This is a genomic window from Sulfitobacter pacificus (genome assembly GCF_030159975.1).
Classification (GTDB): Bacteria; Pseudomonadota; Alphaproteobacteria; order Rhodobacterales; family Rhodobacteraceae; genus Sulfitobacter; species Sulfitobacter pacificus.
The window spans coordinates 3,301,907-3,316,455 of sequence record NZ_BSNL01000001.1 but is presented as its reverse complement, the minus strand read 5'-3'; the positions used below and the strand labels follow the sequence as shown (position 1 = coordinate 3,316,455).

The window sequence follows — 14,549 nt, the reverse complement described above, 5'->3', positions numbered from 1 at the left end:
TTTGGGGCCTATTTCAGCGCCCATGTACACAATTGCCGCCTTATATCACTTTACCCGCTTTCCCGACCCTGCCACGCTGAAACCTGCGTTGCTGGATCTTTGTCTGGCACAGGGCGTCAAAGGCACCTTGTTGTTGGCGGGTGAAGGGGTGAATGGCACGATTGCGGGGTCGCGCGCAGGCATTGACGCGGTGATCGCCCATCTGCGTGCCCTGCCCGGTTGCGCCGGGCTGGAATGGAAAGAGGCCACCAGCGAAACGCCGCCGTTTCCGCGCATGAAAGTGCGATTGAAGCGCGAGATCGTGACCATGGGGCAACCTGATGTCGACCCGGCCAGCAAGGTGGGCAACTATGTCGCCCCTTCCGATTGGAACGAGTTGATCAAAAGCCCGGATGTTGTGGTGATCGACACCCGCAACGATTACGAGGTGGAGATTGGCACGTTTGAAGGCGCGGTTGATCCGAAAACCAAGACCTTTGGCGAGTTTCCCGAATGGTGGGCGCAGAACAAGGATCGGTTTCACAACAAACGTGTGGCGATGTTCTGTACCGGTGGCATTCGCTGTGAAAAATCAACGAACTACCTGTTGGGCCAAGGGGTTGAGGATGTGTTTCACCTTAAAGGGGGTATCCTGAAGTATCTTGAGGAGGTGCCGCAGGAAGAAAGCACATGGCAGGGTGATTGCTTTGTCTTCGATGCGCGGGTCAGCGTCGGGCATGGTTTGGTCGAAGGGGAGCATGTGTTGTGCCACGGCTGCCGCCAGCCGATCCTTCCGGAAGATATGAAGCGCCCCCAGTTTGAGCAGGGTGTGAGTTGCCACAAGTGTTTTGATCAGACCACGGATTGGGACAAAGACCGCTTTCGCGAGCGGCAAAAACAGATCAAGCTGGCAGAGGCGCGGGCGCAGAAGTAGGGCGCGGGGCCCGTGGTTTGCTGCGCAGTAACAGCCACAGCATGATCGCGATGTTAAAGCCGTTCCAGATGATGCCATTGATAAAGGCCCATTGATAGGATCCGGTCCAGACATAGATCTGCCCGGACATCCAGCCGCCCAGCGCCATGCCCAGGATTGTCGCCATCAACACGAACCCCACCCGCGCACCCGCTTCTTTGGCGGGCATATATTCGCGCACGATCAGCGCATAACTGGGCACGATGCCGCCTTGGGATAAGCCAAAGACAAGGCTGACGATGTAAAGCGAGACCAGCCCGCCTGCGGGCAAGTAGAGGAAAAGCGCGAGGCATTGCAGGGTTGAGCCAATCAACAACGTGCGCACCCCGCCCAGACGATCCGCCAGCACACCCGAGACAATGCGCGATCCCACGCCACCCAGCAGCATCAGAGACAGCATTTCTGCACCGGCAGCAGGACCAAACCCCATATCCACACAGAGCGAAACGATATGAACCTGTGGCATCGACATGGCCACACAACAGGAGATCCCCGCAAACCCAAGAAGATAGGCCAGCACACGCGGGCTGACGCCTGAGGATTGGGCGTTCAGGGTCGAGGCCATTTGTGCAGCTTCGCGGGTCACATCCGAGGTGGAACGGCGCAAGAGCAGCGCCAAGGGGATGACGCCCGCAAAAGTTGCCACGGCAAGCACGGTATAGGCCGCCCGCCAGCCGTCGCTTGCCAGCACGCCGGCCAAAACCATCGGCCATATCGCACCTGACAGGTAGTTCCCGCTGGCCACCAGGGCGACGGCGATCCCGCGCCGGCGCACAAACCAATGCGAGATATCTGCAATCAACGGCCCAAAACCGACAGCCGACGCAAGACCCACAATCAGCTGAGCAATAGAAAGCACAACAATCGAATGGGACAGGATCGCGAGAACCAGCCCCGCAACAATGCCCAAGGCCGCAAGGATCAGAGACAGCGTCACGCCAAAGCGGTCCAGCGCGCTGCCAATGGCGAAATTGCCCAACGCGAAGCCGATCATGTTGAGCGTATAGGGCATGGAAGCCGCCGCGCGGCTTGCGCCAAACTCAGCCTCGACCGCAGGCATAATGACGATAACCGCCCACATCCCTGCATTGGCGATAACCGCGACCAGAACGGTCACACAAAGCCTGAACCATGAATATCTGCTGTCGGTTTCTATCTGATCTGTCACAGGTGGCCCCTTTCGAACGGCATCAAGCGCCATTCCGCGATGCCCTGCAAGGGCGAAGAGGAAATACAAGCAATTGAAACTGTTAAGCTCCCCTTAGCCCCCTGTCTGCTAACCCTGCATCTGGGTGAAAAAGGGTGATGAAGATGGGTGCGCAAGCAAATGCGGCACCAGTCATTATCAAACGGAAAAAGGTTGTTAAGGGCGGTGGGCATCACGGTGGTGCCTGGAAAGTCGCCTATGCGGACTTCGTGACTGCGATGATGGCCTTTTTCATGTTGATGTGGCTGCTGAACGCAACAACCGAACAGCAACGCAAGGGTATTGCAGATTACTTTTCGCCGACGATCCCGATCAATCGGGTTTCTGGCGGGGGCAGCGGTGCCTTTGGCGGAAGCAGCATTTTCTCGGAGGAGGCCCTGCCGCAAACCGGAACTGGCGGCATTTCGGCCGGCAATACGGAAGGGTCAGGTGCAGATGAAGCCGCAGGGGCCGAGGAAGAGCTGAAAGCCATCGAAGAGCTTTTGATGGGGCGCGGGGGCGAAACCATGGTGATGGAAAACGCCATGCGCCATATCGTAACACGGATCACCGATGAGGGATTGGTCATCGAACTTTTCGAACTGGAGGGCATCCCCCTGTTTGATCCGACCACCGATGAACCGACACAGCTGCTGCGCGATCTGACAACGCTTATTACCGCAACAGCCAAGGTTGTGACCAATAGCATCGCGATTGGCGGACATGTTGCCTCTGATCCGGTCGTGTTGGCCCAAAGCCCGGTCTGGGAGAAATCGGCGCAACGTGCGACTTCTGTACGTCGGTTGCTGGAAAATGCTGGCGTTGCGCCGAAACGGATCGAACGGGTTACCGGCCATGCGAACCGGAAACCGGTGCAGAAAAATACGATGGCCAAGCGCAACAACCGGATCGAAGTGATCCTGCTACGCAATACCTCCAGGTGACTCATAAGTAATGAAACGGACCACCCCAGGCATTTGCTCTGGGGTGGTCCGTTTCAAATAGGGATCATTTTATCTGTTAGGCCGGAGTTAAGTCAGCGCGGTTTATGAGTTGGTTCAAGAGCAATGATACAGCAAAAAGGCGTGTCTGATTTATGACCATTTCTTCTTCGCTTAATGCCGGGGTGGCGGGCCTGTTGGCGAATGCCACACGGTTGGCAACCATCTCGGACAATATCGCAAACTCTTCAACCTACGGCTACAAAAGGGTTAGTACGGATTTCCAATCCCTTGTTATCGGCTCTCGCGGTGGTGGCTATTCCGCCGGGGGCGTGCGGGCCGTCACCGAACGGCTGGTGGATCAGCGTGGATCAATTGTACCAACAAACAATGCAACCGATCTGGCGGTGCGGGGGGGTGGTTTTCTGCCCGTGACGAAAGCCACGAAGGTGCAGGTCGCCAACGGCGATACGCCGATGTTCCTTACCACAACGGGATCATTCCGAACCGACTCTGAGGGGTATTTACGCACGGCATCCGGTTTGGTCCTCATGGGCTGGCCAGCGCAGCCGGATGGCACAATCCCCAGCTTTCCACGCGATACGGCTGGCGGGCTGGAACCCGTACAAATCAACGTCAATCAGTTCTCGGGAGAGCCTACGACACGCATGACGCTTGGGCTGAACCTGCCTGCAACCTCGACGGATGCAGGCGGCGACGGTGATCCAAATGAATTGTCCGTTGAATATTACGGCAACCTTGGCACCTCGGAGAACATCAACGTGGTCTTTACCCCCACGGTTCCGGCAACCGGGTCATCGAACACTTGGACCCTTACCATGCGGGACGCGACTGATCCTGCTACAATTATCGGCGAGTACACACTTGAATTTTCCGACGACCGCACCTCCGGCGGCACGTTATTATCGGTGACCTCTACCGGTGCCGGAGGCGGTGCCTATGATCCGGCAACCGGTACGGTGATTGTCAACGTGCCCGGTGGACCGATCGAAATCGACATTGGCCAAATTGGTGAAAGCGATGGGATCACACAGCTGTCCGACAGTTTTGCCCCGCTGAATATTTCCAAGGACGGATCGCCGGTTGGCAATATGACATCGGTTGAAGTTGATCCGAATGGCTATGTCTATGCGTATTTTGATACGGGCGTCACCCGCGTCATTTATCAGGTACCTTTGGTGGATCTGCCAAATCCAAACGGCATGGTCGCATTGGATCAACAGATATACCAACCTTCGGTCGAAAGCGGCTCTTTCTTTCTATGGAACGCGAGTGATGGGCCGACGGGTGATGTCCTTTCTTTCGCGCTTGAGGAATCGACAACAGATGTGGCCGGCGAACTGACCGCGATGATCCAGACACAGCGCGCCTACAGCTCGAATGCCAAGGTTATTCAGACGGTTGACGAGATGCTTCAGGAAACCACCAACATCAAACGTTGATCTGAAACAGATTGACCAAAAGGGAACAGTGCCGTGACAATCTCTGGAGCTTTAACCAATGCCCTATCGGGCCTACGCGCCGCCGGGCGCGGGGCAGAGGTGGTATCCGCCAATATTTCAAACGCCCTGACGCCCGGCTATGGGCGACGGGTCTTAGCGTTATCAGCGATTGCAACGGGTGCATCGGGCGGCGTTCGCATTGACGGAATCCAACGTGTGGTTGACGCAAGCCTTGCCGCGGACAAACGCTTGGCCGGTGCGGACCAGCTGCACGCACAGGGTGCCGCCGATTTCTTTCATCGCACAGAGCAACTGCTTGGCACGCCGGATGATCCCACCTCGATCTCGGGACGGCTGGCGGGATTGGAACGGTCATTGATCACGGCGGCAAGCCGACCGGATGCCACCGAACGACTGGATATGGCCGTATCAGAAGCACAGGGGTTGGTCACAAGCCTGCGCCAAGCTTCAGCTGGCATTCAGGAGGCACGCGGTGCGGCGGATCGCACGATTTCCGAACAAGTGGACCGATTGAATGTGTCGTTGGAACAGATGGTTTCCCTCAATACCCTCATAACGGCCGAACTTGCACGGGGTCGCGACACCTCGGGGCTTGAAGATCAACGGCAGGGGTTGGTCGACAGCATCAGCAACATGGTTCCGGTGCGCGAGGTACCCCGCGACAACGGGCAGATCGCTCTGTACACGACCGGCGGGGCCGTATTGCTGGATGGCACAGCGGCGACATTGGCGTTTGACCGTTCCAATGTTGTGACGCCCTATATGTCGGTAGATATGGGCACATTGTCAGGCCTTACGCTGAATGGCACCCCCCTGCGTACCGGATCGGAGAACGGACCGATGCGGGGTGGCTCCATCGGTGCGCAATTCATGATACGGGATGAATTGGCCGTGACCGCACAAGAGCAGGTGGATGCAATTGCGCGTGATCTTGTCACGCGCTTCCAGGATTCAGCGGTGGATCCCAGTCTGGCAGCCACTGATCCGGGCCTGTTTACCGACAATGGTGGGGCTTTTGACCCGGCCGACGAGCGCGGGCTTTCTTCCCGGCTGGAGTTAAACGCAGCAGTCGATTCCGATCAGGGTGGTGCCAGCTGGCGATTGCGTGACGGTCTGAACACTGCAACCCCTGGCCCGGTTGGCAACCCAAGCCTGCTGCAAAACCTGAATGGTGCATTAAACGCTGCCCTCGTTCCGGGAAGCGGTGGCTTTTCTGGTGGTGCATTTACCCTTCCCGGTCTTGTTTCCGCCGTCACGTCAAGCATTGGCACATCGCGCAACATTGCTGAACAGGAACTCAGTTTCGCCTCTGCCCGGTTTACCGAACTTACAGAACGGCAGTTCGCGGAAGGTGTAGATACTGATGAAGAAATTCAACGCCTTATGATGATCGAACAATCCTACGCCGCCAATGCGCGGATGATCGAAGCCGTCGACGAGATGATGCAAACCATATTGAGGCTATAAAGTTATGCCAACGACAACTTTGGGTGACCTTTCGCAGTCCTATTCGATGCGGCTGCGCAATTTATCGTTACGACAGGATATTGACCGGCTGACCACAGAACTTGCGTCTGGACAGGTGGCCGACGTGCGGGATGTATTGGCAGGAAATTACAGTTATCTATCTGATATTGAACAACGTTCCAGCAATCTGCAAGGGTATGCTGTGGCTACCACCGAAGCCTCTCTTTTTGCCGGTGCGGTCCAAAATGCCTTGGGCGCAGTCGGGCAATTTGGCGCGGATCTATCCGCCAGCCTGCTGATTGCAGGAAACAGCGCCATCGGTGTGACCGGATCAAACACAGTGGCAGAGGCCAAGAATGCGTTAGAAGGGATGATCGGCGCGATCAATACAGATTCTGCCGGGCGATATTTATTTTCCGGCGCGGCGACAGATCAGCCGCCTTTGGCAGATGCAGAAACACTTTTGACCGCGATGCGCACGGCGCTTGCCGGTGCTGCAACGCCGGATGACCTGCTTGCGGATGCTGAAACATGGTTTGCCGATCCCGCCGGGTTTGAAGCAACAATGTATCAAGGGTCCTCCGACGCTATTGGGCCGTTCAACCTGTCCCAATCCAGCAAGGTTTCGCTGGACCTGCGTGCCATCGATCCGAAACTGCGCGAGGTTCTCAAACTGACTGCGGTCGCCGCATTGGCGACAGACCCCACTTTCGGCTTCACCGTTGAAAGCCAGTCAGAACTTTTCGACAAAACTGGTCAGGCCTTGATGGCAGGTCAGGAAGGCGTTATCGCGTTGCGCGCCAACGTTGGGTTTATTGAAGAACGTATTGATCAAGTGGCCAGCCGAAACGCGGCGGAACAGACGGCACTGGACTTCGCAAAAGTGGATCTGTTGAAAATCGACCCCTATGCGGCGGCAACACAGCTGCAAGAGGCGCAGTTCCAACTCCAAAGCCTGTATTCCGTCACCGTGCGCATGTCGCAGCTTTCGCTGGTGAACTTCCTGTGAGGTCGTTGGGCGCAGCAATCGTCGCTGTTTTGCTCTGCATGCAGATGGCTTGGGCCAGTCCGGTGCGGATTAAGGATCTTGTGGATTTTGACGGCGTGCGCGGCAATGACCTTGTCGGCTACGGTTTGGTTGTGGGGCTGGACGGCAGCGGTGATGGCCTGCGCAATGCCCCTTTTACCGAAGATATCATGACCAACATTCTGGAACGGCTTGGCGTCAATGTGACCGGGGAACAATTTCGCCCTAAAAACGTGGCGGCGGTATTGGTGACCGCAACGCTGCCCCCTTTTGCCCGAGCCGGTGGGCAGATTGATGTGACAGTTTCCGCAATTGGGGACGCCAAAAGCCTGATGGGTGGCACCCTTGTCATGACACCAATGAACGCCGCTGATGGTGAGATTTATGCGGTGGCGCAAGGGACCATCATCGCTGGTGGCGCAGTTGCAGAGGGGGATGCCGGTCAAGTGACGCAGGGTGTGCCGACGGCTGGATCCATCCCGTCCGGCGCACGGGTGGAGCGTGAAATTGGCTTCAATCTCAGCACCCTGAACGATCTGAGATTGGCCCTGCGCGAGGCCGACTTTACCACCGCCGGGCGGATTGAACAGGCGATAAACCGGAACTTTGGCAAAAGGGTTGCTTTGATGCTGGACAGTGGCACGGTGCAACTGGACGTGCCCGGTATGGGGATGCGATCAGTTGCACATGCGCTTGGGCGGATAGAAAACATTGAGGTGGAGCCGGAACGCAAGGCGCGTGTGGTCGTCGATCAGCGGTCCGGCACGATTGTCATGGGCGAAGATGTGCGCATCTCCCGCGTGGCTGTCAGCCAGGGCAACCTCACACTTCGCATTCAGGAACAGCCGCTGGTGGTGCAGCCCAACCCGTTTTCCGAAGGCGAATCCGTTGTTGTGCCCCGCACCAATGCAGCCATCGAAGAGGAAGCAGGAATTTCGCTGGCCGAGGTGCAGCCGGGGACGTCATTGGCTGAAGTCATTGCCGGTCTTAACGCCTTGGGCGTAGCACCGCGCGACATGATTGATATTCTGAAAAGCATCAAGGCTGCGGGTGCCCTGCATGCCGAATTTGTGGTGCATTAGCCCATCAGTTGATTATCTCCCGACGTTGATATCAGACGGGCCATGGCGGCAAATACATCAAGCCAAGTGGGGATTGACCGCTGACGTCCTTGGCAAAGCGGCCGTATCAGTGTCGCCCGCGTACCCGTGGCATCGCCTTCAGAATAGTTTGATCTGGCGCAGCAGAAGGGCGGTAAGCCCGGGCCAGACACCTGCATGGCGCACAAGCAAAACGGCACAAGCTGCGGTTTTGAGCAATTGCACCACGGCAAAACACTTGGCCAAAAGAAGTGCATCAGGTTGGGGAACGAACAGGATTGCGCTGGTGAAACCACCAACAGCAACAAGATCTGAAAGCAGCAGTAAATTCCGCTTTTTAATCATCTGTAAAAGCGCTTCTGTGGCCCCAAAAATCGATGGTGCGCAGGCCCCCAATACAACCCAAAGCAGAACGGCCTGAAAATCGGCACCTGCTAAATGAAACACCTTGGCCACATAGGGACCGACAGTAAGGGCAGCAATCCCTGCGCTGCCCCCGACCAGAAGAAACCCAAGGTTAAGCCGTGCAGCAATGGTGATAAACTTGGATTGGTTTCGTGATTGCCCCGCGGCAAGCAATGCAGGCATCGCGCGCGCGCCCAGCTGGGCCAATACCCCGGTGACCACAATGCCCAACCCGCGTGCCGCGATGTAAAGCAGCGCCTCAGTGCCGTTTAGTAAAATCGGTACCAGCAAAAGATCCGCATGGGCTGCCAATACTTGCAATGGCGGGACATAAGCCGATGGCTGCAATGGACATCTAGGCTTGCGTGCAAGTAGCACGACGATCAGCAACGTTACCAAATGGCTTAACACAAGGCTTGCCAAGAAAAGGCCCGGAGTTGCGCCACCAATCCGGTCAAGGACGATAGCAAGGGCCGTTGGCACAACCAGACGCATCGCTTGCAGAAACCGAGCCAACGGATGCGCCTTTGCGAAATGTTTTAGCAACACAAGAACCAGTGTCAGGGCAAGCAAACAGAGCATGGCGGCCGGTTGCCCCTGAAAGAAAGATATAAGCCCAAGGTGAAACAGCAGGGCGAACTGGACGCAGAGTAGGACCCACCCCAGCAACGCACCGGCCAAATCGTCTTGATCTGCGCGGGCCCGTGCGGGCGCGTTTGGTAACGCGCGTATCGATATCAAGGCGCTGAAACATTCTGCGAAAACGACAGTCCCGAGTGTAAGCGACAAAGCGGTGACAGGGAAAACCTGTGCCAAGGAAACTGCAAGCATGCTCCAACCCACAGCCAAAAGCGCAAGCATTTTTGCGGAACCTGTCATTTTGGTATCACTCGACACCGGCTTTGTGAAATCTTTGCCACCTGCACATGCTCCCCCAGCTGCGCGGCAAGCTAGCAACACCCCCCTTGCCCGGCGGTTAATGCCCGAACTGGATGTGACAGCGATTTAATTCAAAAATAGCTTCTCACCAAACTGCCGGCGATCAGGCTCCACCCGTCAGCCACAACGAAGAAGGCCAATTTGAAAGGCAAGGATACAATCGCTGGGGGCACCATCATCATGCCCATCGACATCAAAATAGCCGCAACCACCAGATCGATGATCAGGAAAGGCAGGAATATCAGGAAACCGACCTGAAAGGCGCGGGAGACTTCGGACAGCAGAAAACTGGGCACCAGTACCGACAACGGGGCGTCCGCTACAGGTTTGGCATTGATTGTATCCGGGCGCAGGTCAGCCATTGCGAAAAATGTTTCCGGGTCAAGACGTGCCGCCATAAAGGTGCGAAATGGCTCTAGGGTTCGCATAAAAGCAGTTTCAGCATCAATTTCTTCGTTGGTAAGTGGCCTGATGCCATTGTCCCAAGCCGCGGTAAAAACCGGTTCCATCACAAAATACGTCAGGAACAATGCCAGGCTGACAATCAACATATTGGGCGGAGATTGCTGCAACCCAATGGCTTGGCGCAGAATGGACAAGACCGTCACCAGAAATGGGAAACAGGTGATCATGATTGCCAGTCCGGGTGCAATGCTGAGAACCGTGATCAGCGCAAAAAGCTGAATCGTGCGTGCCGATAGAGAGCCGTCATCCCCTAGCGAAACAGAAAATTCCTGCGCTCCCGCCGCAGCAGGACAAAAGGTGGCGGTCAGTGCCAGGATCAGCAATATGGGGGTGGCGCGCATATGCGTCACAAGTCCGGCTGCAATTTCATAATTTCGGTCAGGCGCACAACCAGCTGGCCGTGCGGATCATCCTCTTTCTCCTCCAGCAGCCCACGGGCAATCAGCCGTTCACCAACATATAGTTCCACCGGATCGTCAACCCGCGTGTCCAAGGTCAAAAGCGCGTTTTCCTCCATCGCAACCAACTCTCGAATAAGGGGCCGTGCCTTGCCCACACAGACGCTGACCTCAATCGGAACCCCGGTAAACGGGTTGCCAGGGTCCGCGGCAGGATTTTTCTCCGATGCCGGTTCATCCATGTTTGTTCTCCTGTTCTACAGTGTGAAAAAAGGCAACCAGCCCGCTTGTTATGCCCTCAAGGACAGCATCAAGGTTTATCTCGCGCTCGGTTTGTCCTGCCCGCAAATAAACTTGGCCGGCGCTTAGCGCGGGTTCGGCGACAACGGTAAAGGGCACCGTTTCCTGTTCTTTCAAAAGCGCTTCAATGACGGGCTGCTTGTCGGGTGCAACCGCGACCTCAACCAGAGTGTCGCTTTGATCTTTGATAAGGGTTTCGAATTGCTCGATGATCTGCGGACCCAAACTTTGCGCCGCAACCTGTGGCAGCAGCTTTGTTACGATCGCAGACATCAAGGGTTTCATGCCAACGCTCAACTTGCTGAGCGCCTCGTGATAGGTGAAGGAAAGATCCTGCAAATTTTGCAGAAACTCCTCTGTCAGCTTGTTTTCCGCATCACCCTGCGCCTTCAGCGCATCCTCCCAACCGGCCTGGTATCCCGATTCAAAAGCATTGAGTTTGACGTCTTCAAATTCATCTTCTGCTTGCTCTGCCTGTTGCGTAGGAGACGCCGCACGACCGCTGAAACTTTCATAGAGGTGTGACACAGACATCAAACACTCTCCTCTTTATCCTCAAGCCAGCCGCGCAGGATCTCGACGGTTTCTTCTTGCCGTTCACCGATCATGTTGCGCAATCGGGCCACCGGTTCATCGCTGCTGTTTCCCCCCATCATCGGAAGGTCGGGCAGCCCGCCCAACTCTTCCGAAAACCCGTCGCCCATGTTCAGGGGGGGCAGGTCAAAAGCAGGGTCCGGCAGTTCGCCATCAAGCGCCGCGGCAGCTGGCGGGCCGTCTGCCTCGCCACGATCAGCCATTGGCGCTGGCAGGCCCGCCGGGGCGTCGGTGACCGGCCGCGACAACACGGGCCGCACAACAAAAAGCCCCAGAATAAGTGTGACCAGTGCGAGGATCGCCATTTGAATGGCTGACATCAGATCAAGGTCAAAGCGGCTGAGAAGAGAGGTTTCGGCAATCGTGCCAGTGGGTGGCACCGCGAGCAACGCCATTGATTTCAATGTGATTATGTCACCGCGGCTTTCGTCAAAACCGACTGCCGAAGATACTAATTCGCGCAGCGCCTGCATCTCTTCCTCGCTGCGCGGTTCAGGCACCTGTGCGCCAGTTGCATCTGTGACCAATGGCTCGTTCACCAAAACAGCAACCGTTACCCGTTTGATTGCACCCGGCGCACGCAGGATTTCACGTTCTGTTTCAGACACTTCATAGTTGACCCGCTCGCGTGTTTCACTGTTTTGCGACGACGAGCTATCGCCCCCTCCGCCGCCCTCCTGATCGGGCAGATTGCTTGCGACGGTCACGTCCCCACCGCCAGCATCCTTCGAGGTATTAGTGCGTTCCTCTGTGTCCGTGCTGATTGCGACCCGGTTTTCGGGGTCGAATGTATGTTCGCGGATCGATTCCGTTTCCGTGACCGTGTCAACGCTGACTTCGACCACCGCGTTGCCAAAGCCCACCCGCGCCTCAAGCAGACGTTGAACGCGGTCACGCAGGACCTGGGAAATATCGTCGCCGCCAATCGCCGGTGCGGCATCATCCGTTTGGCCAATCAAGGCCCCGTTTGCGTCGATGACCGCAACGTCATCCGGTGAAAGGCCAGCCACAGCAGAAGCAACGAGATAGCGCACCGCCTTGGCCTGCTGGCCCGTGACGCCGCCACCATTTGCGGTGATCGACACAGACGCCTTGGGTGTCACCCCTCGTTGAAAGGGGTTGGAGCCGGTCGAGGCGATATGGACCCGGGCCATCGCGATCTGGGGATTTGCAACAATTGTCCGGGCAAGCTCCCCCTCTTTTGCGCGCCAATAGGCGGCGTCAAACATTTGCGACGTCGTCCCGAAACCGGTAAGATTGTCGAGAAGTTCATACCCCCGATTGCTGTTTGCAGGCAGCCCTTCACTGGCAAGAGTCAGCCGCAGCTGGTCGCGTTCCTGAGAATCGACAAAGATGCTGCCACCCCGCACCTCAAAGGCGATTCCGCGTTGCTCCAGCGCCCGCACCACATCACCCGCTGCGCCGTTTTCCAGACCCGCGTAAAGCAATGTCATACCGGGTGCTGAGGCCATGCGGGACATGGTGATAACCGTAAAAAACATGGCCGCCGTCGCCAGAATAACGATGATCTGCCGGCGCAATTCGAGCTGCATCCAGACTTTTAGTAATTGCTGCACAATCGCCTCCGTCGCTCCCAACTTTCTGTCAGGACATGAGGCACAGATGAACGATCAGGCTTAACATTCGGTTAGTGCAATTCCGCCTATAAGAGGTGCAACGAAGGAATTGGATTTTAGATGTCAGACACTCCTACCGACGAAGAAGAGGCCCCGCCGAAAAAGTCGAAACTACCCCTGATTATAGGGTTGGTATTGGCATTGGTCGGCGGCGGTGGCGGCTTTTATGCCACCTTCAGCGGGATGATTCTTGGGGGGGACGACCACGTAAACGACGAAAAAGCCGAAATGCCACCTGCGGTGACAGGGCCAGATGTGGATTACGTCGCGGTTGACCAGTTGGTCATTTCGATGCGCGCCCCTTCCAACGCCAAACATCTGGTGTTTCGCGCCCATCTTGAGGTCGCGCCTGCGGCAAAAGAAGAGGTCGAGAAACTGCTGCCCCGGGTGGTTGACGTGCTGAACAGCTATCTTCGCGCATTGGAACCTGCGGATCTGGAGGATCCTTCGTCATTGACCCGTCTAAGAGCCCAGATGCTGCGAAGGGTTCAGGTTGTGACAGGTATCGGCAAGGTGAACGACCTGCTGATTATGGAATTTGTACTGAATTGAGAGGCTCGATATGGAACTGATCGCTGACATTTTCCTAGGCGCGGGTGCCATTGGTGCCGGGTTTTACTGCTTTGTTCTGGGCCGTAGGTTGAACCGGTTCAACGACCTTGAAAAAGGCGTTGGCGGGGCGGTTGCCGTCTTGTCGGCACAGGTGGATGACCTTGGAAAAACGCTGACTGCCGCTCAAGGCGCTGCAACGAAATCGGCGCAGACCCTCACGGATCTGGTGGAACGGGCCGAAGACACCGCGCGTTGTCTGGAGATGCAGATGGCATCCCTGCACGACTTACCCGGTACACCTGCTGCCGCAGCGAAAGAAGAGGCAAGTAAGGAAACCACGCCGGCACCTCCGGCAGCACCGCAGGATCCAAACCAGCCCATGTTTGTCAGACGACCCGCTTAAGCAGTCTGACAAATTCGAACCGCATTGGTGCCACTCATTGTCAGGAGACCGATATGAAGAAGAAAACCCGCAAATTTCGCCGAACCGGGCGGGGTGCCATCCTATTGCTCACCGTATTGCTTGTATCTTCTGCCATTTTGCGAGTCGGTTCCGGCACAGGTAAAGCCTTTGCTGAGGCGATGAAGCCCGCCCCGGTTGAAGCAGAGGTACAGAGCGAAGAAACAAAAAACGCGCCTCAAGGGATCGCGGATATATCCACGGATCGCGCCGAGGTTGGTAAACTGGTGAAAGCACTGCGTGCCCGCGAGGTTCGCGTTAAGGAACTGGAAAACCAGATCGCAATGCGCAGCAAAGCCTTGGCGGTGGCGGATCAGGAAATCACAAAACGATTGGCCGTTTTGGAGCAGGCCGAAGAGAACCTGCGCCAGACGATCGCCCTGGCAGATGGCGCGGCGGAGGACGATCTGACCCGTTTGACAACTGTCTATGAAAGCATGAAGCCAAAAGATGCGGCCAAGTTATTTGAAGCGATGGAGCCGAAATTCGCCGCCGGTTTTCTGGGGCGGATGCGCCCGGATGCAGCCGCAGCTATCATGGCAGGGCTCACGCCGGAACGCGCATATTCCATCAGCGCAATATTGGCAGGGCGCAACGCCACGGTGCCAAAAACCTGAAGATCACTGAGACTTTTTTAACGCC

Annotated in this window: 15 protein-coding genes; 9 read left to right on the top strand and 6 right to left on the bottom strand. The window is 56.5% G+C overall.

Annotation, left to right across the window (positions count from 1 at the left end; translation table 11 throughout):
- Positions 1-22: 22 nt before the first annotated feature.
- Positions 23-913, top strand: a complete 891-nt coding sequence (gene trhO, locus QQL78_RS16600) for an oxygen-dependent tRNA uridine(34) hydroxylase TrhO (RefSeq protein ID WP_284374973.1) — start codon at positions 23-25, stop codon at positions 911-913.
- Here trhO and QQL78_RS16595 read toward each other — a convergent pair.
- Complete coding sequence (locus QQL78_RS16595) at positions 882-2,120, bottom strand: MFS transporter (protein ID WP_284374971.1); 1,239 nt, start codon at positions 2,118-2,120, stop codon at positions 882-884. The two genes, trhO and QQL78_RS16595, sit on opposite strands and share 32 nt — an antisense overlap.
- 143 nt (positions 2,121-2,263) lie before the next feature.
- Here QQL78_RS16595 and QQL78_RS16590 point away from each other — a divergent pair, with 143 nt between their 5' ends.
- The 5 genes from QQL78_RS16590 to QQL78_RS16570 all read left to right on the top strand — a co-directional run bounded on the left by QQL78_RS16590 (position 2,264) and on the right by QQL78_RS16570 (position 8,139).
- Positions 2,264-3,082: an OmpA/MotB family protein gene (locus QQL78_RS16590; protein WP_284374969.1), complete on the top strand. Its 819-nt coding sequence runs from the start codon at positions 2,264-2,266 to the stop codon at positions 3,080-3,082.
- A gap of 152 nt (positions 3,083-3,234) precedes the next feature.
- Positions 3,235-4,542, top strand: coding sequence for a flagellar hook protein FlgE (locus tag QQL78_RS16585; RefSeq protein ID WP_284374967.1), 1,308 nt, complete (start codon positions 3,235-3,237; stop codon positions 4,540-4,542).
- Between the two features lie 33 nt (positions 4,543-4,575).
- A complete protein-coding gene (gene flgK, locus QQL78_RS16580) occupies positions 4,576-6,030 on the top strand; it encodes a flagellar hook-associated protein FlgK (RefSeq protein ID WP_284374965.1) in 1,455 nt (484 codons plus the stop codon).
- A gap of 4 nt (positions 6,031-6,034) precedes the next feature.
- Positions 6,035-7,039 (top strand): flagellin, encoded by a 1,005-nt coding sequence (locus tag QQL78_RS16575; protein ID WP_284374963.1) that lies wholly within the window; start codon positions 6,035-6,037, stop codon positions 7,037-7,039.
- 38 nt (positions 7,040-7,077) lie between these two features.
- Complete coding sequence (locus tag QQL78_RS16570) at positions 7,078-8,139, top strand: flagellar basal body P-ring protein FlgI (RefSeq protein WP_284375629.1); 1,062 nt, start codon at positions 7,078-7,080, stop codon at positions 8,137-8,139.
- A gap of 138 nt (positions 8,140-8,277) precedes the next feature.
- Here the strand turns inward: QQL78_RS16570 and QQL78_RS16565 are convergent, their stop codons facing one another.
- The 5 genes from QQL78_RS16565 to fliF form a co-directional block, all read right to left on the bottom strand.
- Positions 8,278-9,078, bottom strand: a complete 801-nt coding sequence (locus tag QQL78_RS16565) for a hypothetical protein (protein WP_284374961.1) — start codon at positions 9,076-9,078, stop codon at positions 8,278-8,280.
- A gap of 494 nt (positions 9,079-9,572) precedes the next feature.
- Entirely contained in the window at positions 9,573-10,307 is a 735-nt protein-coding gene (fliP, locus tag QQL78_RS16560) for a flagellar type III secretion system pore protein FliP (RefSeq protein ID WP_284374959.1), read from the bottom strand.
- Between the two features lie 5 nt (positions 10,308-10,312).
- The gene (locus QQL78_RS16555) at positions 10,313-10,606 is read right to left on the bottom strand and encodes a FliM/FliN family flagellar motor switch protein (RefSeq protein ID WP_284374958.1); all 294 of its coding nucleotides are present in this window, start codon (positions 10,604-10,606) and stop codon (positions 10,313-10,315) included.
- Positions 10,599-11,198, bottom strand: coding sequence for a FliH/SctL family protein (locus QQL78_RS16550; RefSeq protein ID WP_284374956.1), 600 nt, complete (start codon positions 11,196-11,198; stop codon positions 10,599-10,601). Before QQL78_RS16550 ends, QQL78_RS16555 begins: the two co-directional genes overlap by 8 nt.
- Positions 11,198-12,835: a flagellar basal-body MS-ring/collar protein FliF gene (gene fliF / locus QQL78_RS16545; protein WP_284374954.1), complete on the bottom strand. Its 1,638-nt coding sequence runs from the start codon at positions 12,833-12,835 to the stop codon at positions 11,198-11,200. The genes QQL78_RS16550 and fliF overlap by 1 nt, the downstream gene beginning before the upstream one ends.
- A gap of 120 nt (positions 12,836-12,955) precedes the next feature.
- On the opposite strand from fliF, the gene QQL78_RS16540 reads away from it, so the two are divergent.
- Genes QQL78_RS16540 through QQL78_RS16530 form a run of 3 tightly spaced genes read left to right on the top strand, consistent with a single transcriptional unit; the run spans position 12,956 to position 14,524 of the window.
- On the top strand, positions 12,956-13,447 hold the full coding sequence (locus QQL78_RS16540; RefSeq protein ID WP_284374952.1) for a flagellar basal body-associated FliL family protein: 492 nt from the start codon (positions 12,956-12,958) through the stop codon (positions 13,445-13,447).
- A 10-nt stretch (positions 13,448-13,457) separates the two neighbouring features.
- Positions 13,458-13,850 (top strand): hypothetical protein, encoded by a 393-nt coding sequence (locus QQL78_RS16535; RefSeq protein WP_284374951.1) that lies wholly within the window; start codon positions 13,458-13,460, stop codon positions 13,848-13,850.
- Positions 13,851-13,903: 53 nt separating this feature from the next.
- Positions 13,904-14,524, top strand: a complete 621-nt coding sequence (locus QQL78_RS16530; protein WP_284374949.1) for a MotE family protein — start codon at positions 13,904-13,906, stop codon at positions 14,522-14,524.
- The last annotated feature ends 25 nt before the right edge of the window (positions 14,525-14,549 follow it).